This window comes from Promicromonospora iranensis (assembly GCF_028994775.1).
Classification (GTDB): Bacteria; Actinomycetota; Actinomycetes; order Actinomycetales; family Cellulomonadaceae; genus Promicromonospora; species Promicromonospora iranensis_A.
On the sequence record NZ_JAJQMN010000011.1, the window covers coordinates 135232 to 157181 of the forward strand.

Here is a 21950-nt window from a genome sequence, read left to right on the forward strand (position 1 = left end):
ACATGGTCACGACCATCGCGCCCGCCGCACGAACACCCATCCGGCGGATCGCCGCACGCTCGAGCCGAGACGCCGTGCTGAACGGTGCCGCCGAGCTCGCGCGCGCCGCCGCACAGGAGGTCGCTGAGCGACCGGAGGACGTCGGGGAACACCTCGGCACCCTCTTCGAGGACGAACGAGTTGTCTCCCACCGCTTCGCGGCCACGATGCGGGGCTACCGCGGCTGGCACTGGACGGTCACGGTGGCGCGCGTGCCGCGCGGCCGGACCGCCACGATCAGCGAGGTCGAGCTGCTGCCCGGCGACGAGGCGATCCTCGCCCCCGCCTGGCTGCCGTGGTCCGAGCGCCTGCGCCCGGGCGACGTCGGCGCCGGGGACGTGCTGCCGTTCCGCGCCGACGACCCGCGGCTGGAGCCCGGGTACACCCCGACGGGTGACCCCGAGGTGGACGAGGTGGCGATCGACGAGCTCGCCCTCGCCCGCGCCCGTGTGCTGTCCCCGCAGGGCAGGGCCGAGGCTGCCGAGCGCTGGTACCGCGGCTCGCGCGGGCCCACCACGGCGGGTGCCGTCGCGGCGTCCGCCGAGTGCATGACCTGCGCCTTCCTCATCCCGCTGTCCGGTTCGATGGGGCAGCTCTTCGGGGTCTGCGCCAACGAGTGGTCACCTGACGACGGCAAGGTCGTCTCCCTCGACCACGGTTGTGGCGCGCACTCGGAGACGGACGTCGAGGAGCACCCGACCGACTGGCCTGCGCCCGCCCCGCTGATCGACGAGCACGAGGTGGAGGCGACACCGCTGGCCGCGCCCGCCGAGCCCGCGGGCAGCGAGGACGCATCTCCCGCGTGACGCCCGACCCCTTCGGCACCGGTGCGCTGCGGCGCGCGGTGACGGAGGCGTGGTGCGCGTCGCCGACGCGTTTTCGTGAGGACGCGAACTCCGAGGAGGACCACGCGCGCGGCTACTACCGCGACCGGGTGGTCGTCGAGCTCGCGCAGAACGCCGCCGACGCCGCCGTGCGCGCCGGGGTACCCGGCCGGCTGGCCCTGCGCCTGGAGCGGGTGGAGCCGCGGCGGGCCGACGGCGCGGGCTGGCGGCTGACGGCCACCAACTCGGGCGCGCCGCTCGACGCCGCGGGTGTCGCGTCGCTGGCCTCCCTCCGGGCGTCCGCGAAGGTCGGGGGATCGGGCAGCGAGGTGCCCGCCGGGGCCCCGGGCGTCGTGGGTCGGTTCGGGGTCGGGTTCGCGGCAGTCCGGTCCGTGTCGGACGAGGTGCTGGTCCGCTCGCGCGACGGTGGGGTGCGGTTCTCGCTCGCCGCGATGCGTGCGGAGCTCGGCGAGGGTGTCCGGCACGGCGCCGACCTCGTACGCGAGGCCGCCGCACGCGGCGCCGCGCTGCCGGTCCTGCGGCTCCCGTTCCCCGCGCCGGCTACCGCGCCGGACGAGCCCGACACGGTGGTCGAGCTGCTCCTGCGTGATGCCGACGCCGTGGCGGTCGTCAGTGCCCAGCTCACCGCGCTGGACGACGCCCTCCTGCTCGCCCTCCCGGCGCTCGACGAGGTGGCGATCCAGGATGACTTCGCAGGTCAGCCGGGTCCTGGAGCGCAGGACGCGACCTCGTCACCGACCCACCGCGTGCTGCGCGACGTCGGCTCGCGGTGGCGTGTGCACCGCGCGTCCGGGGCGCTGGACCCCGACGACGCGCTGCCGTCCGAAGCCCGCCGCCCGGACTGGTCGGTGCTCTGGGCACTGCCCGCCGCCGGTGTCCGCGCCGCGGACGGCTCGGTGCTCCACGCGCCGACCGCCACCGACGTCCGGCTCACGTTCCCGGCGCTGCTCATCGCCTCGTTCCCCGTCGACCCGGGACGGCGGGGCGTGCTCCCCGGACCGACGTCGGACCGGGTGGCCGCCGAGGCGGGGCACGCCTACGCCACGTTCCTGGGTGAGCTCGGCGCGGACCGCGAGGTGCTCGGGCTGGTGCCGACGGGGCTGCCCGCCGGCGACCTCGACGCCGCGATCCGCACGGCGGCCGACACCGCCCTGCGCGAGACCCCGCTCCTCCCGCTGAGCGCACCCGGCCAGGAGGCCGGGCCCGACGATCCGCCAAGCTCCCCGCAGCGTGTCGCGCCACGCGGTGCGGCGTTTCTCGCCGGGCCGCTCGGCGAGGATCCGGACCTCGCCCGGGCGCTCGCCGCCGGCGCGCCCGCGACCCTGGTCCCCGTTCCCGTGCGCTACCAGGCGCTCGTTCGCTCCCTCGGGGCGGAGCCCCTCGACCTCGCCGACCTGGTCGAGGCGGTGCCGCCCGAACCCGGCGTGATCCGTGCAGTCCTCGACGCCCTCGCGCCGCACGCCGGGGAGGCCGCGGTGCTCGAGGCGGTCGCCGGGGCGCCGCTCCCGCTCGCCGACGGCCGGGTGACGCGGGGCGCCCGCGGCACCGTGCTCCTCGACGCTCCGCACCTCGCCGCGGTCGCCCGCGCGCTCGGCGTCCGCGTGGTGCACCCCGACGTCGCACATCCCCTGCTGGAGCGCGCGGGCGCCGTACCGACCACACCGCACGGGCTGCTCGCGGACCTGGCGGTCCGGTCGGCGGCGCTCGCCGCCGCGGACGACCTCCTCGACGATCCCGCCGCCGAACGGCTCGGCGACGCCCTGTCGGCTCGGCCCACGAGCTCGTCCGCGGGGCCGGCATCGGCGGATCCGGGTCTGCTCGACGACCCGGACCCCGCCGACGTGGTCACGGCGGTGCTGGAGCTGGTCCGGCTGGCCGCCGCGGAGCCCGGCCCCCTCCCGTTCTGGCTGGGGGAGCTGCCGGTCGTCGCGGACGGCGACGTTGTGCCGCTGCGCGAGGCGGCTCTGCCCGGTTCCTGGGCGGCCCGGTACCTGGACCTCGCAGCGGTACGGGACGACGTCGTCGAGCGCTGGGGGGCCGGGCCGCTGGCCGCCGCCGGAGCCCGTGCCGACCTGGGCGTCTACCAGGTCGCCGACGTCGTGACGGCCGACGGCGACGACGTCGAGTACGGGCCCGACGACGCGGCCGGGTGGCTCTCCGACTGGGACGAGTACCTCGAGCACCTCGCGGACGAGCTCGGTCCGGGCGTCTGGATCGGTGACGTGCCGGCCGTGCCCGACCTCGACGCGCTCACGACCGGGGACGCGCTCGCCGCCGGGCTCGGCCGGGTCGCCGCCGACCCGGAGCTGCGTCGCGCGCTGCTGACCCCGGTGCGTTCCCCGGACGCCCCGGGCCGGGAGGCGGCGTCGTACACGGCATGGTTCCTGCGCCGCCGGCTCGGGGCGCCGTTCGCGCTCGGCGACACGCCGCTGCTGGCGCCCGCCCCGCCCGAGACCCGCGGTCTGGACGAGAGCCTGCTGACCGCTCTCGGCGGGCTGCACGACCTGGCCGACCTGCCACGACGTGACTGGTCGGCGGTCCTGGGGCAGCTGCCCGAGGTGCGGGGCGAGGAGCGTCCGCACCTGTCGGCAGACGTCGCGCGCGCTGTCTGGGCGGGGCTCACCGCACTGGCGCGTGCCGACGACCCGCGACCGATCGCACCGCCCAGGCTCCCGGCGCTCGGACCGGCCGGAATCACCGTGGAGAGCACCGACGACCTCGCCGTCGCGGGTTCGCCGCGGTGGGCCCAGCTCGGTCCGGTGGTGCCCGCCCCGGCCGACGTCGCCGAGAAGCTGGCCGAGCTGCTGGACCTGCCGTACGAGAGCGACTCCGGCCTCGTCCCCGACGAACCGGGGGAGCCGGTCGAGCTCGACCCACGGGTCCGGGCCCTCGTGCCGGACGCGCCGGCGACCTGGCGGCGTCACGACGCGCTGACGGTGGACGGCACGCGGGTCGGGTGGTGGGTGTCGGAGGGCTCGGTGCCCGCGGACGGCGTCGCACACGCCACCTCGCCCGAAGGGCTCGCCCGGGCGCTGGCCGAGATCACGGGGGCGGACCCGCTGCTCCTGGAGGCGGCCCTGCGGGACCCGGCACGCGCGGAGGAACTGAGCGCCGAGCGCGCCTGGGACTAGCGGTGGCGACGTGCCCAGAGCAGGCCGAGCCCGCCCAGCACGATGCCGGTGCCGCAGATCGCCACACCCTCCAGGGTGCCCCGCCCGGTGAGATGGAGGACGAGCGTCACGATCAGCCCGACGGCGAACAGCACCATGCCCGCGCCGAAGACCCTGAAGAGATCGGCGCGCGGAGCCGGTGGGCTGGGCCGACGCTCCTCGGGGTGGGCCAGCAGGGAGCGGATCGTTGGCACCTTGCCAGTGTACGGACAAGGGTGCGTCAAGCCCGCTGAGCGCGCGGCGCGGCCGGGGTGAGTTCAGGCACCGGTGGGCAGTGTCAGGCGCGCAGGGCGGCGACGACCGGAGTCAGGGCGTCGACGATCTGGTCGAAGCTGCGCCGGTAGGTGGCTGAGGAGCGGCGGTACGGGTCGACGATGCCGTCGTGGTGCGAGCGGCCGACGTGCCGTGGTCGTTCCTGGAGGGCGGCGGGCAGCAGTGCCCCGAGCCGGGCGGCATCGTCCCGTCCGATGACGGTGCCCGGTGCCAGGGTGCTCGACAGCCGGCCGAGCTCGGCGATCGTGACGGTGTGGCGTACGGCGGCCGGAACGGCCTCGACAACCCGGGAGCGATGTTCCGTGGTCAGGGCGAGGATCAGGTCCGCCTCGTCGACGAGGACCGGGCTGAGCTGCCGTGCCGCGAACCCGGCCGACGGGAACCCGCTTGCGGTCAGGAGATCGGCCATGGGCTCGGCGACGGGGTGTCCGACCAGGGCGTTCGTCCCGGCGCTGCCCACGGTGACGGACGTGTCGAGCACGCCCCGCAGGAGCATCTCGACGGCGGGCGAGCGGCAGATGTTGCCCGTGCAGACGGCGAGCACGCGAAACGCCACGGAATATGCCTTCCTATCGCTGGGAACCGGTGCAACATTGTTCTGTGTAGATGCATTTAATGCATGCGCACGTTATGTAGACCGGCACCGTGCATATGCACAGGATGAAAATGCACGGAGTTTCAATTCATCGCGCCCGTTCGGCGTCGCGAAGATAATCTAACGCGTACTTTCGCCGACGGACCCGTCAGGAGGCCCGGTGACACATCCTGGATGGGGCGAGAAATGGGCGGTTTCATCCGCTTATCCGCCTACGGAGAACCCGCCCCAGAACATGCATACCGATTCTGATCCTCCGTCGGACGCCGCGATCCTGCCGCTCAGGAGGCGCGGGTCTCACGACTCGCCGGCGCCGGTCGCTGGGCATGCCGGTCCCGCGGGCACGAATCCGCCACCTCTCCCGTGGAAGAGGCCACCGCTGCCCAGGCCGGCGTTCTGGACGCGGCGTCGGCGTCGGACCCTGCGCCTGGCCGTGTGGGCTGCGGCAGGACTCCTGCTGGTGCTCGCTCTCCTGGTGGCCTGGGTGGCGCTGGACGCCCTGCGGGCCCGCGGCGCCATGGAGCGCGCGGCGCGCGACGTCGCGACCCTCCAGGCGGACGCTGCCGCGGGCCGTACCGACCGCCTGGGTGCAACCATGGCTGACCTGCGGGAACACGCGTCCGTCGCTCGTGGCGCGACGGAGGGCCCCCACTGGTCGTTCGTGAGCCGGCTGCCCGTCGCCGGGCCCACGGCGGAGGCTGTCGCGACCCTGGCGACCGTGGTCGACGGGCTGGCCCAGGGGCCGCTGAGCGGCCTCGCCGAGCTGGCCGGGGCTGCCGACCCGGCGACGTTCGCGCCGCGGGACGGCAAGGTGGATCTCGCGCCCCTGGAGCGGATCGCGCCGGAGGCCCAGCGGGCCGACCAGGCCGTCGGCTACGCGCTGCAGGGCGTGCGGGGCATCGGCGGCTCGCCCATGCTGCCGCAGGTCACCGACGCCACCGCTGACCTGGAGGAACAGCTCCTCGACCTGCGGATGTCAACGGCGACGGCGGCGCGGGCCGCGCAGCTCGTCCCACCGATGCTGGGAGCCGATGGGCCCCGCGACTACCTGGTGCTGGTGCAGAACAACGCCGAGCCCCGGGCGCTCGGGGGCATTACGGGAACCGTGCTGGTGTTGCACGCGGACCAGGGCAGGATCACCCTCACCGACCAGCGCCCCGGCGCCCACGTGGGCCCGTTCGGCGATCCCGTGGTCGAGCTGACAGGCGACGAGCGGCGGGTTCTCGGCGGAGACGACCTCGGCCGGTGGATGCAGAACGTCACGTCGACGCCCGACTTCCCCCGGTCGGCCGAGATTGCGCGCGAGATGTGGCGGCGCGAGACGGGGCGAACCGTGGACGGCGTGCTCGCCACCGACCCCGTGGTGCTGGCCACGATGCTGGGCGAGGTCGACACCGGCCCCGGTGGTGTGCGGAGCGGCGACGCCTTGGTGTCGTACCTGCTCAACGGCGTCTACAAGGTGCAGACACCGCAGGAGCAGGACCAGACGTTCGCCGACGTCGCGGAGCAGGCGTTCGACGCGCTTTCGGCAGGCGTGCCCGAACCCGCCCGGATGGTGGACGCGCTCGCCGCCGCGGCCCGCGCGGGCAGGCTGTCCGTGTGGTCCAGCAGGCCCGCGGAGGCCGATCTGCTGGAGGGCACGGTGCTCGACGGCGCGCTCCGGGGGGTGAACGGCGACCACCCGGTCGTCGGTGTCTTCACCCAGGGAATTCAGATGGCGAAGATCGGCTACTACGTAGACACCGCCGTGGAGGTCGCGGAGCAAGTGGTTCGCCCCGATGGCTCGCGCGAGCTCGCCGTGACGGTTACGTACAGGTCGCGCGTCGACGCAGGTGAGGTCGCAGATCTGCCCGAGTACGTGGTCGGTCCGGGCGAGGAGCAGCCAGGCCAGGTGCGCCTGCGTTCCCTCGTGTACGCGCCCGCCGGCGGCCGAGTCGTTTCGGCGTCCGAGAACTCCGAGAATGTCGGCTTATCGCCCCAAAAACATAATGAGATATGGCTGTCATTCCGAGATTTCACCCTACGCCCGGGCGCGACATCATCTGTGACCTATGTAATCATCACCGGGAAGCATCAGAACGGGGACGTCATTCTTCGGGTAACGCCCGGCCCGAGGCCGGTGAAGATATCTACCGGGAAATGACCGGGCCCTGTCTGGTCAGACTGACCGAGATAACGCGCGTCCCGTGGTGGACATGCCGGGTCGCGCAGTCCGGTGCCGAGGCACTTATCGCAACGCGCAGCAGTCAAACGCCACAACATCGAGGGACTGAGCAATGCTTCGACGCATCATCAGCGCCATGGCCATCACCGCAGCCGCCGTGCTGGTCCCGGCAGCTGTCGCAACCGCCGACGAGTACGGTCCAGGCGAGTTCCCGTGCACGGTCGCGCTCGAGTCGGCGGTCGTCACGGTGGGCGAGCCGTTCGGCTTCACCATCACGTGCCCCAGCCTCCCGAACGTGACCGTCACGGTCGATATCGCGTCGGCGGGGGACGCCGCCGCGGCCGACGAGGCCGTGGAGGTGGCGGGAACGAGATCCGTGACGTTCACGCTCGACGAGAACGGTGAGGTGTCCGGCACCGCCACCGTCCACGCGGTCGGGGACTACACCGAGCAGGTCTTCGACGAGGACGGCGAGCCGCTGTCCGACGTATACACGATCACCGCCGTCGCGCCCGGTGCTGCCGGCGGGGACGGCGCGGACGGCGGAGGAGGGGGCCTGGCCGTGACCGGCGCCACGAGCCTCCCGTACCTCGCGGCCGCCGGAGGACTGCTGCTGCTCGGTGTGGGCGCGCTCGTCGTGAGCCGCATCCGGGCTCGCCGCAGCTGATCCGTCCGACCAGCCTCGGACGGATCTCCGAAGGACCCACGCACCGAGCCTCACCTCACCGTGAGGCGAGGCTCGGTGGCGTGGCCCTTTGGCGCAGAACGACCGACACAGATCGACTGGAACAGAACGACGAACAGGTCGGGTACACAACCCCCAGGAGTGGATCTTGACCATCGACAACCGCCTTCAGGCTGATGTCGACCGTGCCGGCCGTCGCGCCGCGGAGCTCGGGCGGCGGCTGGCCGATGCGGACGTCCCCCGTCCCGCCGGCATGACGGCTCCGTCCCCGCACCGCGGGCCGGCAGCACCGTGGCAGGACGTCATCGTCCGGCGCTCGCAGCTGCTCGACGTCGTCGCCGTCACAGCGGCCGTCACCCTCGGCTACGTGCTCCGGTTCGACCGCAGCGTCGAGGTGGACCTCTTCGAGCCGCGCGGGGGGCAGTACGTGCTCATCTCCGTGGTGCTCGCGGAGGCGTGGATGCTCGCGCTCGGCATGGTCGGCTCGCGCAGCCCGCGGGTCCTCGGTTCCGGCCGCGAGGAGTACCTGCGGGTGGTGCGCGCCACCGTCACGCTCTTCGGGATCACCGCGATCGTCTGCTACCTCGTCAAGTTCGACCTGGCGCGGTCGTACGTGGCGGTCGCCCTTCCGCTCGGGATCGCGCTCGTGGCCGGCGGCCGGTGGCTGCTCGCGAACAAGCTGCACCACGAGCGGGCACGCGGCGAGTTCCAGCGCTGCACCCTGGTGGTCGGCGCGCGAGACGCCGTCATCGACCTCTGCAGCCGGGTGGGACGTAACCACCAGGCGGGTTTCCGTGTGGTCGGGATGTGTCTGCCCGGCGGCACGTCGATCCCGTCGCCGGTTGACGGCGTGCCGGTGCTCGGCAATATCGAGGAGGCGGCGGACGTGGCGCGCGCCCTCGACGTCGACGCCGTAGCTGTCACGGCGTCCGACGGTGCCACGCCGCAGGCGCTCAAGCAGCTCGCCTGGGACCTGGAGCCCACGGGCGCCCAGCTCGTGGTGGTGCCGGCGCTCGCCGACGTCGCGAGCCCCCGGCTCATGGTCACTCCGGTCGACGGCGTGCCGGTCGTACAGGTCTCGCCGCCGGGGTACTCGGGCCTGCAGCACCTGCTCAAGCGAATCCTCGACGTGGTGGGTGCCACCCTGATCCTGCTGGTCGTCGCCGTGCCGATGGCCGTGCTGGCGGGCGTCGTCCGGCTGACCAGCCCTGGCCCGGCGATCTTCACGCAGCAGCGGATCGGCCTGAACGGCATGCCGTTCACGCTCTACAAGCTGCGGACCATGCGCCAGGACGCAGAGGCGGAGCTTGCCGCTGTGCTCGACGGCGACGTCGGCGTCTTCTACAAGCCGAAGGCTGACCCGCGGGTCACCCGGCTCGGTCGGTTCCTGCGCAAGTACTCGCTCGACGAGTTCCCGCAGCTGCTCAACGTACTCAAGGGCGACATGAGCCTCGTTGGCCCACGCCCGCAGATCGAGCTCGAGGTGGCGCAGTACGACGACGCGCTGCGCCGCCGGCTGTTCGTGAAGCCCGGGCTGACGGGGCTCTGGCAGGTGAGCGGCCGCAACGACCTGTCGCTCGACCAGGGCACGCGTCTGGACCTCTACTACGTCGAGAACTGGAGCCTGCTGGGCGACATCGGGATCCTGCTGCGTACGGCGCGCGCGGTGATCTCGCACAGCGGGTCCTACTGACCCGACCCTCCGGTCCGACCCGGCTTGATCCGACCACCCGACCCCACCACGCACCGAGAAGAGAGTCCGTGACGTCATCCGACGAGGTCAGCCTGATCACCGTCACCCACAACAGCGCGCGTGCCCTGGAACGGTTCTGGGCGGGCAAGCAGTTCGTGCCGTACCCCTGGACCGTCGTCGACAACAACTCGTCGGACGACTCGCGCGAGGTCGCGCGTCGGTTGGGGGCACAGGTGGTCGTGCTCGATGCCAACTGCGGCTTCTCCGCCGCCAACAACGTGGGTGCCTCGGTCACCGACTCCCACGTGCTGATCTTCTGCAACCCCGACGTGACCGTCACGCCCGACGGGATCGCGACGCTCGCCGACCAGACGCGGAGGCACGGGGGGATCGTGGCGCCCCAGCTGGTGAACGCCGACGGCTCGCTCCAGGAGAACGGACGGGGTATCCCGTACCCGCACCGGAAGGTGCGGCACCTGATGCGACTGCGCGACAAGAGGTACCTGCGTTTCGCGGGGCCCGGCGAGCTGATCGAGGTGGTGTGGGTCATGGGGGCCGCCCTGGCGATCACCCGTGCCGACTTCCTCGCGCTCGGCGGCTGGGACTCGGGGTTCTTCGTCTACTACGAGGACGCGGACCTGGGGCTGCGGGCCGGGCGTCTAGGCATGGGGGTCAGGGTCGATGGCGACGTGCGTTGGCAGCACGGCTGGGGCCGGGAGACAGGACGCGGGTTTTCCGCCGCGGCGTGGCGGCTCGAGATGGCGTCGGCCCGGCGGTTCTACCGAAAGCACCCGGACTGCCTGGTGCCCGTCGGCAGGTCTGCGGGCCGGCTCCGGGATGTCGACGCTGTGGGTGCTGGCGGCGCGGTGGTATGACGACGCGAAGCCTGCTCCCGGTGTCGTTGATCATGACCGTACTGAACGAGGAACGGAGCCTCCCACGATTCCTTCGGTCCGTCGACGAGCAGACGCTCCCGCCGGACGAGGTGGTCGTCGTGGATGGTGGTTCGACGGACGGGACCCTGGTGCTGCTCGCTGAGTGGGAGGCGCGGGCCGCCACGAGGGTCAAGGTCGTCGAGATGCCGGGCGCGAACATCTCGGCAGGTCGCAACGAGGCGATCCGGCTGGCGCAGCACGATCTGATCGCGGTGACCGACGCCGGCACGGTCCTGGACCCGCTCTGGCTCAAGGAGCTCGTACACGCCCGTGCACCCGACGGGAACGATGTCGTGTCGGGTTTCTTCGAGCCCACCTGGTCCTCCTGGAACGAGCGTGTGTTCGCGACGGTCTTGATGCCCCTCCTGGACGAGATAGATCCGGAGAGATTCCTGCCGTCGAGCCGTTCTCTTCTCGTCTCCCGCAGTGCCTGGCAGCGGGCAGGCGGATACCCGGAGTGGCTCGACTACTGCGAGGACCTTGTCTTCGACCTGGCGTTGAGACGAGCGGGCGGGCGATTCACGTTCCAGCCCGCGGCGATCGCGAAGTGGTCGGCTCGAGGTACTTGGCGCGCGTACGCGAGGCAGTACTACCGCTACGCACGTGGCGACGGGAAGGCAGGCTTGTGGCCCCGGCGCCATGCCGTGCGCTACGCCGCCTATGCGGTCGGGACGGTCGGCTTGGTCGTGCTGCCAGGTGCCGCGCCCCGCCTGGTGCTCGCCCTTGGCTTCGCGGCCTACTCTGCCAAGTTCTTTCGGCGTGCCTGGATTCGCCGGGCCGGCCCAACGCGAGAAGCGATCCGCGTGCTGGCCGGCGTACCCCTGGTCGTGGTGGTCGGCGACGTCGCAAAAATGGCTGGCTACCCGGTCGGTGTGGTGTGGCGGATTCGGGAAGGACGCCGCACGACGATCGGCTGAGCTCGTTCGCGACGGCTCACGCGCGACGGCTCACGGCGTGGTGTCGCTCGGTGCAGGATTCTTCCTCAACGGGAGCCACGGTGAGCGCGGAGGAGGGGCCGCTGATCCGTCCTCCGGCTGAGCCCTGAGGCTCGGAGAGGCGGAGATCCACGACGCGGATGGCACCTCGGCGGGCTCGTCCCGCGGCTCGTACGTGTAGTACCCGTAGTCGTCCCCGCCTGCGTCCTCGCTCGCCTTGTTCAGTACGACGCCCAGGACGCGGGCGCTGACCGAGCTGAGGTTGCTGAGCGACTGGAGGAGCTGGTCACGGCGAACGAGGCCGGCACCGGTGACCATCAGTGCGCCGTTGGTCATCTTGGCGATCAGTGCCGCATCGGTGACCGGTAGCAGCGGAGGCGTGTCGATGATGACGTAGTCGAACTGCTCACGGGCTTCTTCGATGAGCTTGGCCATGGTCCGGGACCCCACGAGCTCGGCCGGGTTGGGGGGGACCGCGCCCGAGGGCACGACGAAGAGCCCTGCGGACCCCCACGGCTGGATGACATCGCGGAGCTCGGCGCGGTGGATCAGTACGGTCGTCAGCCCGGCCGAGCCCTCTATACCGAGATAGTTAGCGATGGACGGCCGACGGAGGTCTGCGTCGATGATCAGGACTCGCGCGTCCGCGTCGGCGAGCGTGATCGCAAGATTGATCGCAGTGGTCGACTTGCCCTCGTTGGGTACCGACGAGACGACCACGAACGCCTGCGGGCCACCGTCGAGGTCGAGGAACTGGAGATTCGTACGGAGCCGACGGAAAGCCTCGGATCGCGCGTGACCCGGACTGCTCTGGACGACGAGGGGATGGTCGCGTGCGGTCTCGTCGATGCTGATGTGACCGAGGATGGCGGTGTCGGTCAGGGCGGCGATGTCCTCTTCCGAGCGCACGCGCGTGTCGAGTGCCTGTCGCAGCGCGGCGAGACCTGCGCCGAGCATCAAGCCCGTGATGAGCGCGACGGCAACATTGAGACGGAGGCTCGGCGCGCTGGGCGCTGTGGGTACCGCCGCGCTCCGGACGACCTCCAGTCGGACCGGTGAGGTCGCCGCTCCTTCCGGGGTCTCGAGCTCGGAAACCTCCCTGGCGAGGCTCTCCGCCACGGCGTCCGCGATCTTCGCGGCCAGCACGGGCTCCTCGTTCGTGGCTGATATGTGGATGAGTACCGTGTTCGCCGGCGACTCGGCCGTCACCTCTTCCCGGAGCTGATCGGCATCCATGTCCAGGCCTAGATCCTCGACGACTGGCTCCAGGACCCCCTCGGCGCCTACGAGGCTCGTGTACGAGGCGACCTGACGCTGTACGTAGGTGGCCCCCGCGTTCAGTTCGGTCGTGGTCTGTGCGGCGCTGAAGGAGACGAACACCTGCGACTGTGCGGTGTAACGAGAAGGCTGCGCGTACGTGTACACGAAAGCCGCCAGCAGGCACGCCAGCACGGGGACCACCACGAACCTCCAGCGCTTCTTGGCCACCCTGAAGTAGTCGATGATTCCCACGAGGCTCCTCACGTCCGGATCTGCACGTGCAAGGTTCACTCAACCGGCGTCGTTCTGTGAGAAACAATCTAGCGAGCGTGGCCAGAATCCGCGTGCGGGGCAAGCCTGCGAGGTCTAACCGATTGCCTTTTGTGAGGTTCTCGCCGAACGTCCTGGTAACTGCTCGACCGTTCCCTTCCAAAACGTCTGGTCGTCTCCAGCGATATGCATTGAAATGAGGGGCATCAAAAGGAACGGCACCATGAACGGGATGACCTCTACCGACTGATAGACGAATGTCTCGAGAATCGCTCCCAGCGTTCCCGCGCGGAGCCAGGCGTGTCGGTCGTGCACCGCCGCGAAGGTTGCGAACATGAGCGCGTAGCCGAGCACGGTGCCGATCAGCCCGATGCTGACGAGCTGCTGCAGCGCTCCGGACTCCACGACTCCTGACGACACCTCACCGAAGTTCTGTGTGATGTTCGTGTACATGCCGGTGTAACCCCCGATGAACATGGGGGAGTCTGCCCACAGCTGGAGTGCCATGCTCCAGGACTCGACCCGCTCGGCGTTTCCGCCGCCTTCGAGGCTGACCGAGCTGATGATGCGTTCCGCATAGACCGTGTCGCGCATGAGAAGAGGTAGTGCCAGCGCGGCGGCGATGCCGGCGAACAGGAAGCGGATCCGCTGGGACGTACCCCTCGACGTGATGGCGAACGCGGCCGTCCCGAGGATGAGGATCATCGCCCCCGAACGGGAGAAGCTGGCTACGACCGCCACAGCGAAGACGACGGCCAGCAGGCCGTGCACCACCCGTCGGCGGCTGGACCACAGCTGCGCGAAGACGAAGAAGGCCAAGGAGATGAACAGGGGGTAGTGCAGGAAGCTTCCGCTGAGGCCGGACGGCCGCACGAGGCCTCCGAGGCTCGCCATGTCACTTCCGGGCAGGACGTCCAGCAACAAACCTGCTTGCTGGGCGGTCGCGGCGACGACCGAGGCCAGGCCTGCGGCGCCGATCCAGAACGGGATGTGGATCCTTGGAGCTGTTTCGAAGTAGTGGGAGCTGAAGAACCACATCGGCACCGCGAGGAGGAGCATCACGGCGACATAGAGCCACGCGGCCTCGAAGTCCTTGAAGACGCTGACGTACGCGGCCGAGAGGATGCTTGCCAGCGCATAGCCGTAGAGCAGCACGCCGTTTCGGGTCGAGGCCTCGGTCGAGACCGGGCCCGAGGCCCCGAGCGTGACCACGAGAAGCGCCAGTAGCGCGGCTTGCAGCGCGTAGCCGAAGTCCTTGCCGACCGTCGTCTCCAGGACGCCACGGCTGACTGCCGCCACTACACAGAGGCCGAACACAAGTGTGGTCAGGGCGGCCCCGGTGTGGCGGGGCTCGAACTGGTTTCGTCCGCGGGCCGTATTCAAGAAATGGTCTGACCTGCCACTGGGAGCACGTGTCGAAGGCGTCATCGTCCAACTTCCCGCCTGGCCGGTACTGGAGACCACAAGAATGTGTTTGCGCGCGGTCCGAAGACTGTTGTGTCAGGGGCGAGCAACTGTCCTTGCGAGGATATTCGCGAGAACTGGAACCAGCGAGACGAGATCGAGCCTCGGCAAATACCCACCTTCGTATTGTCCGACCTGCCGAGGCGGGCGCGCCCGGATAAGGTCGAAGCACGTCGATCGGACCGTCACGTCCTTGCGAGCACAGGGAGGGCACCACGTTGGCCCGTACCGGGACGCAGGAGTCCGACACCGCCCTGGGTCGGCAGGCCGCAAGGGGCGGTGCCGTCACGATGGCTTCCCAGGTTGCTCGTGTGTGTGTCCAGCTGGTGTCGCTCACAGTGCTCGCGCGTCTTCTCGACCCCAAGGACTACGGGTACCTGGCGATGGTGCTCGCACTCGCCGGGGCTGCGGAGCTCTTGCAGGACTTCGGACTCTCGAAAGCAGCTGTCCAAGCGCGGACGCTGACCTCGGGCCAGCGTGACAACCTCTTCTGGATCAACTCTGCGCTGGGCCTGGTGGCAGGTGCCGTCGTGCTGTTCGCCGCGCCACTGATCGCAGCCGCATACGGCGAACCGGAGCTGGAGCCGGTGACTCGCTGGATCGCTGTCGTCTTCGTGCTAGGGGGCGTCCTCGCGCAGTTCCGGGCGAGCCTGCTGCGCAGCCTCCGGTTCACCGTGGTCGCGGTCGTCGAGGTCGTGGCGTCGTTCACGGGGATGTCCGTCGCGGTCGCGGTGGCGGTGGTGACCGGCTCGTACTGGGCCCTCGTCGCGCAGCAGATCACCGTCGTCCTGGTCTCCACAGTCCTGACGATCAGTGTGGCCGGGTGGCGGCCCGGCCTCCCGGACCGGCGTGCGTCGGTCCGGGAGCAGGTCTCGTACGGGTCGCACCTCCTCGGTGCACAGGCCGTGAACTACGTGGGGATGAACGTCGACACGGTGGTCGTGGGGGCCCGGTTCGGTGCGGCCGCGACCGGGCTCTACAGCCGTGCTTTCCAGATGATGATGCTCCCCGTGGGTCAGCTGATCTGGCCCGCCGCACGCGTGGCGCTGCCGGTGCTCTCCCGGGTGCGTCACGACCTCGGCCCCTTTGCGCACTACGTGGTCCAGGGGCAGTCGGTCCTCGGGCACGCCATAGTCCCCCTGCTGATGCTCCTTGTCTTCATACCGCGACCGCTCGTCGAGATCGTCCTGGGCGAGCGCTGGCTAGACCTGGCCCCCCTGGTCTCGGTGCTGGCTGTCGCCGGGGTGTTCCAGGTCCTGACGGCGATACCGGGCTGGATCTTCATGTCGGCCGGCGCGACGAAGGCTCAGTTTCGGCTGGCGTTGTCGACCAGACCGTTCGTGATCGTCGCCGTTCTCGCCGGGAGCTACTGGGGGGTGATGGGCGTAGCAGTGGGGTACACGGTGGCGACGGCGGCCCTCTGGCCGGTCAGCCTGTGGTGGGCCGGCCGTGCGGCGAACGTGCCCGTGCGAGGTGTGGCGACCGGAGCGATCCGGTTGATCGTGGCGCACACGATCGCCGGCTCTGTGGCGGGCGGGGTGGTGCACCTGGTCGACGCACCGTACCCGTGGTTGGCGACGAGCGTCGCTCTTGTCGCGATGGTGCTCACGCTGTGCGTCGAGGTGGCGCTCTGGCGAGCACTCCGGGTGGACGCGCGCCTGCTTGTGCGCGCGGTGGGAATGCTCAGAGGCCGGGTACGCGAGGCGGCGTAGCCGTGCGGACCCTTCGGACGACCTTCCGCGAGACGTCTGTGACGCGCTCGGTGACGGCGCGAGGGCCAAGCGCCTGCCACACGCGCTCGCCGTTCGCGTCGCGAAGCGGTACCCCGAACGTCCTTTCGAAACGGTGCGTTACCGGCACGGAGGCGCCGCGCAGCGAGTACCCGGAGTGGTTCTCGCCCGTGTCCACCTGATACACGGCGCCCCGAAAGGGGAGCCGTGCGAGCGGCATGCCGTTGTCCGAGAACCAGGTCACCGCGTCGTGGTGGGCACCCAGGACGTGGTGCAGGCGCTCGCCGTAGCCGTCCGCGACCTGTGCCTGGGATGCCTGGGCGTCGAGCCGGTCCGGAACTGCGTAGGCGTCGTAGCGGACCACGTGGCTCGTGCCGCACACGCGGTTGAACCTCCGCTGGCGCTGGAAGGTCTGGCGCGCACGGGAGTAGACGTATCCGTTCGTGATCACCCACCCGGGGGCCGCGGGATGCTGTGCCACGAAGCCCGCGAGGCCTCGGTGCACGAAGTCGTCGGCGTCGACGATCATGACGTGGTCTGGCGCTACCGCCCGTGCCGCCAGCAGCCCGACGCCGATCTTGGTGCCCTTGTCCCAGACGAACACATCGCGTGGGGTTCTGGGCCCCCGTGTCAGGATCGGGGGCGGGAAATCGACAGTGACGAAGTGAGCCTTGTCCGGCATGGGGAATCCTGGCACCTTGTTCCCGACCACGAAGACGGCGAAGTCTGGGTGGTCCTGTGCCGTGAGCGACCGCAGGGTGTCCTGCAACAACGCCTCGACCCGCGGGTAGTCGTCCGAGTTCAAGGGATGGCGCAGGGACGTGACGAAGGCGATCAAGGGGTCACCTCGGCGGCCAGGGACCGGGCTTGGCTCACGGCGTCGTCCAGGTCCGACGCGAACCGAGCGGTGGAGAAGACGTGGGTGTACTCGGCGTAGACGGCGCCGATCTTGCCATAGTTGTTGTCAAGGGCAACGTGCGGTACCTCGAGCAGGGCGGCCAGTATGTGGGCGTGCAGGCGGTCCACGACAGCCATCGGCCGATCTCTGAGGAGGCGCACACCGCCGCGGGCGTTGATCGCGTTGATCGCGCTGATGCAGGCGCGTACCAACGGCTGGAACCCGGGTCGGCGCAGGACCGGTACTCGGTGCGCAAGCCGGGGGAAGGCGCGGAGCAACTGCCAGGCGACGGCATCCGGCCCGAGATTTCTCCAGTCGGCGTAGTCCACCGGCGTCCCGAGCCGAGCGCCGAGGTCGAGCGTGGTGAGACCAGAGGCGGCCTCGTGGTCCGTGCGAGCCAGCACGAGCGGGCGACGTACAGACCGGGGTTCGCGACGCGGAGGCCGCCAGCCCAGAGCCATGTCCCAGCAGTACCGTGTCCGCACGTCCGGTAGCTGCTGCTCGGCGCGAGCCCAGGAGCCTTGGTCCCGGACGAGCAGGGTGAGGTCGGGATGTGCGCCGAGTTCGGTGTTGGCCTGGTCGGCCCTCGCGGACGAGTCGAAATACACGGACTGGGGGAGCTGGACGATCGGTAGATCCGGGAGATCACGCGCGACCTGCTCCCTGTGCAGTTGGTGTCCGTACCAGAGGTCGCCGAAGTTTCCGCCACCGTGGATGAGCACCACGCCTCGGCCGGACAGACTCGCACGGACCGCGTCGGCACGGTACCCCCCGAGATCGCTCACGTGGCGCAACCGGAGACCAAGGGCTCTGAGGTACTCGCGTTCGCCGAGCCAGATGAGGGTGTCGCCGACGTTGCGCTGATTCGGCGCCTGGAGCAGCGCGACGTCCCGGCCCGTGCCGATGACGTCGGCGAGGACGTCGAGTGTCGCCAGCCGGATCTGGTGCAGGGACTTCGGGGGGTCCAGTGCCTCTGTCATCTGGCCTCGATCGGGACGTGAGTGCGGTTGGCGGTCGATCCGGCCCAGAGGTCTGCCGGGAACGCCTGGTACAGAGCACTGCGGTCCCAGGCCGAGAGGTCTGGCGCCTCCGCCGGGTGGCGGAGCGCCTCGGTCAAGGTCGCTGCCGGTGTCGGCATGAGGCGGCCGGTGCCCTCGTAGTAGTCCAGGTACTTGAAGGGCCTCTCGTGACCACTGAGGAGCGTGGCGGGAATGCCGAGGGCCTCGGCCACGATGATCCCGTGCAGTGATGACGCGATCACTCGCTCGCTCTGGGCGATGGACCGGAGGACGTGCCACACGCCGGAGCGGGGATCGACCGCTCGCGGATGTCCCTTGAGACGCTTCCAGTCGTACAGGTTGGGGACCACCGTGAGGGTGTGGGCCTTGGTCGCGGACCACCGGGCAAGAACGGGGAGCAGGTCGGGAAGCAGCAGTGCCGGATCTCCGTAGACCGCGGGCACCTCCTGGCCGCGGTCGGTGAGGAACGCGCGGGTCCGTGGTCCGCGGACCGCACGAACATCCAGAGTCGTGAAGCGGTGCCGGGCGGTCCGGACGCTCGGGTTGACGCCTGCGCCCCAGATGACGTCGCCGTCGCGCGCCACGTGCATCACGGAGCCGACGGTGATCAGGCGCCCGGGTCGGGCGGGAGCCGGCCGCCCGAGGCGCTCGCGGTCACAGAACGCTTCGACGAGGAGCGGTCCCAGGAGGTCGCCGAAGTTGTTCGTCCGGGGGCCGATGAGCCGGTCCCGAAAAGGACGGGGGAGATTGTTGTGCCGAGGGTTCCAGGCGAATATCTCCATGGCGGACGGCTCCGAGTGCGGCATTGGTCGCTGTTCCCGATCGATGGTTCGGGAGTCGAGCACCAGGAAATCACGGCGTCAGCCACGCGGCGACCGGGTGGTAGGGGTCAGCTGAGCGCCATGTGAAATCCGCGCTGAGCGGAGTCAGCCCGCCGCACCTCGCGGACGCCGGAACATGCCCGCGACGCTCTGCCGGACGGCGGACGGGACCACCTCCACGGGCGTGAGCTGTGCGATCCGGCGGGCGAGCGAAGCCTCGATCCGTCGGTGGACGTACGGGTAGAGCGCCCGGAGCCGGTCGAACTCGGCGCGGGTCCCGGCGTCGTCGTGCCCGGGAAGGGCATCGAGTGCGGCCCACGTGTCGTCGGCCAGCGCACGGAGCGGCGCGGGGACGGCCACGTCGTCCCAGGTGAGAGCGGCGTGGTGCGGCGTCGGGTCGATCAGCGCGTCCACCCGTGCCACGGCGTCCGCGTCGTGCGGGTCGACCATCGCCAGGCCCAGGACGGCGGCGGCCTCGAACACCGGCTCGTCCCAGTCGTGGATCAGGTCGCGGTGGCGTACGAAGGCCCGTGGCGTCGCCCGGGTCGCGAGCTCCGTCCCGAGCATCAGGTTGATCCATCCGGCCACGCGATCCACGGGCCCGCGGGCCTTGTCGTCAGTGATGTCGGCGCCCACGACCTCGAGCGGGGCGCGCAGCACCGTGATGCTCGACGCCGACGCGCCGGAAGCGGTGGCGGCCCGCTGCCAGAGCTCGAGGAACCAGGGCAGCCGCGGTTCCTGGACGAGGAGGTCGCCGTGCTCCGTGATCTGCGCGGCCAGCCAGGGCTGGACCTGGCGGAGCGCGCCCCCCTCTGCGGCCGCCCGGTCGACGAGGTGCCAGGCGATGGGGCGCGCGTCGGTCGCCCGCACCCCGGCCGAGCGCAGCAGGGAGTCGTGCAGGTCCACCATCCATCGGGGCCCGGACGGTCCTGGGGAGCTGGTCCCGTCCGGACCGGGCTCCGGGACGTGCAGCCGGAACTCTCGCAGCACACCGGCCAGCATGCTCGCATCGCTGCGCCCGGAGCCGGTGACGTGGACGACGTGAGCCGGCCCGCTCATCGTGCGTCGGCCGTCTGCGGTGCCGGGGTGGTGTGCACCACCGGCGCCCATGGAGCCGCGTCGTCGAGGACGTCCACGTCGTAACCGTGCGCGCGGATCCGGTCGCCGAGATGTTCACCGACCACGCTGCGGTAGCGGGGGAGGAGCGCGGCGTCGGTGACGTCCCGGAGCAGGTCGGCACGACGTGTGCCCCGGCGTGACCCGAGGTGCGCGAGGTGGCCCCGGACGCGGCCGGCGAGCTGCCGACGGCCACCGGTCGCCCACAGCTCGGCGTAGCGGTTGCTGCGTCCGGCGTCGACGGCGTCCGCGGCGTCGACGTCCAGCTCGATGCCCAGGAACCGTGCGACCCGGTCGAGCTGCCGGGCGGGCGTGCGCACGAGGTGCTCGTACCGCAGGACCAGCAGGTTCTCGATGTGCAGCGCATCCTCCGCAAGGACGTCGTGCGCGTGCACCCAGTGCTCGACGAGCCGCGGGAAGCCGTACGTGAACCGCCCACGGGTACGGGCAGCCTCCTTGCGCACGGCCAGTGCCTGCACGATCGGGTGCCGGGTCACCACGACGAAGCGGGACTTCGGGAAGACCTCCTGCAGATAACGCATCGTCGTCAGGTGGGACGACGACGTGTTGACCAGTACCGGGCGGTCCAGATCCCAGTGCGGTGACCAGCTCTCCCAGAGCCGGGTGCCCGCCTCCGGCACCTTTCGCGCGTGCTCTTCGGTCAGGTGTGCCTGCGGATGAAACGACCATTCCGTCGCATTTCCCTGATCGCCGCGATATATGTCCTGGATGTGGCGACCATTACCCGGCATCGCACCGGCCCTGGCCAGCGCGGACGTCTCCGGGCTGGCGTCGATGATGCCGGCCACCAGGGCGGTCCCGCTGCGGTGCAGGCCGCCGACAAAGGTGATCCGGTAGTCGTTCCAGGGCGTGCTGGTGGTGCTTGTTCCGGACATCGGGGAACCTCGGCTTGTGGGCTGGGAAATGTGCGCGAGCGCCCCGCAAAAATATGCGATGAATGTACCGCGTGCGACCTGAATCGCCCGGTGATTTTCCCTTCTTGCCGATCATCGCCGCTCACTCTCGTCGGTGCGGCGTTCTGTGACGCGCGCGGGACGCGAAGAGGGCGGCCGACAGTGGGCGTTCCCTATCATCCCGATCGCCGGTAATGTCCCGACTTGTGTCCCCAGCGCGCAGTACGACGTCGTCCGCGGCCCGGCCAGGGCCTGCCCTGCGCGGGGCGGTCGCCCGCGCCCTCCTCGCGGTCGGCGTGGCCGCCTGCCTGACGGCGTGCGCGGGCCTGCTCGCTCCTGGCGCCGAGCCGATGCCCGCGCCCGGGATAGCCCCGGGGCTCGTGGCCGAGGCGGTGCCCGTCGAGCTGGCGCCCGCCCCACGACCCACCTCGGTGGGCGCCATCCAGGGAAAGCACGACCAGGAGGCCGCGGCGGTGGACGTGCAGCCGGCGCCGAGCGGCTCGGCGTCGCGCAACGCGGAGCGCAGGCCGGTGCCCGGGGCGGGCGACGGCGCGGGACCCGGTGCGTCGGGAGACGCGGGAGACCCCGGCGAGGCCGATGGCGGGTCCGGCGGGCAGCCCGGTGGCGGGTCCGGCGGGGGAGGGGCCGACGGCGGCGGCGAGCCGGACCTTGCCGACTCCGTGCAGTACGCCGCGGCCCTCGAGGACGCGGTCAACGACCATCGGGCGGCCAACGGTCTGCCCGCCCTGGCCCACGACACCTGCGCCTACGACGTGGCGCTCGAACGCGCCCAGGCCCTGATCGGGCGGGAGCTGGCGCACGCACCGCTCGACCCGATCTTCCAGACCTGCCCCACCTCGGCGGTCGCGGAGAACCTGGCCAAGGGCGGCTGGTCGCCGGCAGAGGCGGCACAGGGCTGGATGGACTCCGAGGGGCACCGCGCCAACATCCTGAACGGCGGCCTGACCCGGGGCGCCGTCGCCTGCGTGCCGGACGGCGGGGACCCCGCCGCGCCCGTCATGATCTGCGCCCACGTGTTCCTGGGCTGAGCCCCCGCGCGTCGTGAGGCGGTGACCGCACCCGCACCCGCGCCCGCCCCCGCACCCGTACCTGCACGCGGCGTG

18 protein-coding genes are annotated in these 21950 nt (G+C 70.9%); 9 read left to right on the top strand and 9 right to left on the bottom strand.

The window, feature by feature from the left end; all coding sequences use genetic code 11:
- Positions 1–2 precede the first annotated feature (2 nt).
- Together LUU90_RS20435 and LUU90_RS20440 are read left to right on the top strand one after the other, a co-directional pair.
- Positions 3–845 carry a DUF3027 domain-containing protein gene (locus tag LUU90_RS20435; protein ID WP_275005721.1) on the top strand — a complete coding sequence of 281 codons (843 nt, stop codon included), beginning with the start codon at positions 3–5 and terminating at the stop codon, positions 843–845.
- A complete protein-coding gene (locus LUU90_RS20440; protein WP_275005722.1) occupies positions 842–4015 on the top strand; it encodes a sacsin N-terminal ATP-binding-like domain-containing protein in 3174 nt (1057 codons plus the stop codon). Before LUU90_RS20435 ends, LUU90_RS20440 begins: the two co-directional genes overlap by 4 nt.
- On the opposite strand, the gene LUU90_RS20445 is transcribed toward LUU90_RS20440, so the two are convergent.
- On the bottom strand, positions 4012–4248 hold the full coding sequence (locus tag LUU90_RS20445) for a DUF2530 domain-containing protein (RefSeq protein ID WP_275005724.1): 237 nt from the start codon (positions 4246–4248) through the stop codon (positions 4012–4014). The two genes, LUU90_RS20440 and LUU90_RS20445, sit on opposite strands and share 4 nt — an antisense overlap.
- An 83-nt stretch (positions 4249–4331) precedes the next feature.
- Positions 4332–4883 (bottom strand): low molecular weight phosphatase family protein, encoded by a 552-nt coding sequence (locus LUU90_RS20450; RefSeq protein WP_275005726.1) that lies wholly within the window; start codon positions 4881–4883, stop codon positions 4332–4334.
- Positions 4884–5382: 499 nt separating this feature from the next.
- Between LUU90_RS20450 and LUU90_RS20455 the strand changes: the two genes are divergently transcribed.
- The 5 genes from LUU90_RS20455 (at position 5383) to LUU90_RS20475 (ending at position 11316) form a co-directional block, all read left to right on the top strand.
- The gene (locus tag LUU90_RS20455; RefSeq protein ID WP_275005728.1) at positions 5383–7065 is read left to right on the top strand and encodes a DUF4012 domain-containing protein; all 1683 of its coding nucleotides are present in this window, start codon (positions 5383–5385) and stop codon (positions 7063–7065) included.
- 157 nt (positions 7066–7222) lie between these two features.
- Entirely contained in the window at positions 7223–7753 is a 531-nt protein-coding gene (locus LUU90_RS20460) for a hypothetical protein (RefSeq protein ID WP_275005730.1), read from the top strand.
- Between the two features lie 166 nt (positions 7754–7919).
- Positions 7920–9464 (top strand): sugar transferase, encoded by a 1545-nt coding sequence (locus LUU90_RS20465; protein ID WP_275005731.1) that lies wholly within the window; start codon positions 7920–7922, stop codon positions 9462–9464.
- Between the two features lie 68 nt (positions 9465–9532).
- The gene (locus LUU90_RS20470) at positions 9533–10339 is read left to right on the top strand and encodes a glycosyltransferase (protein ID WP_275005732.1); all 807 of its coding nucleotides are present in this window, start codon (positions 9533–9535) and stop codon (positions 10337–10339) included.
- Positions 10336–11316 carry a glycosyltransferase gene (locus LUU90_RS20475; RefSeq protein WP_275005733.1) on the top strand — a complete coding sequence of 327 codons (981 nt, stop codon included), beginning with the start codon at positions 10336–10338 and terminating at the stop codon, positions 11314–11316. Before LUU90_RS20470 ends, LUU90_RS20475 begins: the two co-directional genes overlap by 4 nt.
- 30 nt (positions 11317–11346) lie before the next feature.
- Here the strand turns inward: LUU90_RS20475 and LUU90_RS20480 are convergent, their stop codons facing one another.
- Positions 11347–12846: a polysaccharide biosynthesis tyrosine autokinase gene (locus LUU90_RS20480; RefSeq protein ID WP_275005735.1), complete on the bottom strand. Its 1500-nt coding sequence runs from the start codon at positions 12844–12846 to the stop codon at positions 11347–11349.
- Between the two features lie 114 nt (positions 12847–12960).
- Positions 12961–14292 (bottom strand): O-antigen ligase family protein, encoded by a 1332-nt coding sequence (locus LUU90_RS20485; protein ID WP_275005736.1) that lies wholly within the window; start codon positions 14290–14292, stop codon positions 12961–12963.
- Between the two features lie 254 nt (positions 14293–14546).
- Between LUU90_RS20485 and LUU90_RS20490 the strand changes: the two genes are divergently transcribed.
- Positions 14547–16040 carry a lipopolysaccharide biosynthesis protein gene (locus tag LUU90_RS20490; protein WP_275005737.1) on the top strand — a complete coding sequence of 498 codons (1494 nt, stop codon included), beginning with the start codon at positions 14547–14549 and terminating at the stop codon, positions 16038–16040.
- Here the strand turns inward: LUU90_RS20490 and LUU90_RS20495 are convergent.
- The 5 genes from LUU90_RS20495 to LUU90_RS20515 all read right to left on the bottom strand — a co-directional run bounded on the left by LUU90_RS20495 (position 16012) and on the right by LUU90_RS20515 (position 20808).
- Positions 16012–16896: a glycosyltransferase family A protein gene (locus LUU90_RS20495; RefSeq protein WP_275005739.1), complete on the bottom strand. Its 885-nt coding sequence runs from the start codon at positions 16894–16896 to the stop codon at positions 16012–16014. The two genes, LUU90_RS20490 and LUU90_RS20495, sit on opposite strands and share 29 nt — an antisense overlap.
- On the bottom strand, positions 16893–17936 hold the full coding sequence (locus LUU90_RS20500; RefSeq protein ID WP_275005741.1) for a polysaccharide pyruvyl transferase family protein: 1044 nt from the start codon (positions 17934–17936) through the stop codon (positions 16893–16895). Before LUU90_RS20500 ends, LUU90_RS20495 begins: the two co-directional genes overlap by 4 nt.
- Positions 17933–18757, bottom strand: a complete 825-nt coding sequence (locus LUU90_RS20505; protein ID WP_275005742.1) for a polysaccharide pyruvyl transferase family protein — start codon at positions 18755–18757, stop codon at positions 17933–17935. The genes LUU90_RS20500 and LUU90_RS20505 overlap by 4 nt, the downstream gene beginning before the upstream one ends.
- 144 nt (positions 18758–18901) lie before the next feature.
- On the bottom strand, positions 18902–19855 hold the full coding sequence (locus tag LUU90_RS20510) for a hypothetical protein (protein WP_275005743.1): 954 nt from the start codon (positions 19853–19855) through the stop codon (positions 18902–18904).
- Entirely contained in the window at positions 19852–20808 is a 957-nt protein-coding gene (locus LUU90_RS20515) for a sulfotransferase family protein (RefSeq protein WP_275005744.1), read from the bottom strand. The genes LUU90_RS20510 and LUU90_RS20515 overlap by 4 nt, the downstream gene beginning before the upstream one ends.
- Positions 20809–21020: 212 nt before the next feature.
- Here LUU90_RS20515 and LUU90_RS20520 point away from each other — a divergent pair, with 212 nt between their 5' ends.
- Complete coding sequence (locus LUU90_RS20520) at positions 21021–21875, top strand: CAP domain-containing protein (RefSeq protein ID WP_275005745.1); 855 nt, start codon at positions 21021–21023, stop codon at positions 21873–21875.
- Positions 21876–21950 lie beyond the last annotated feature (75 nt).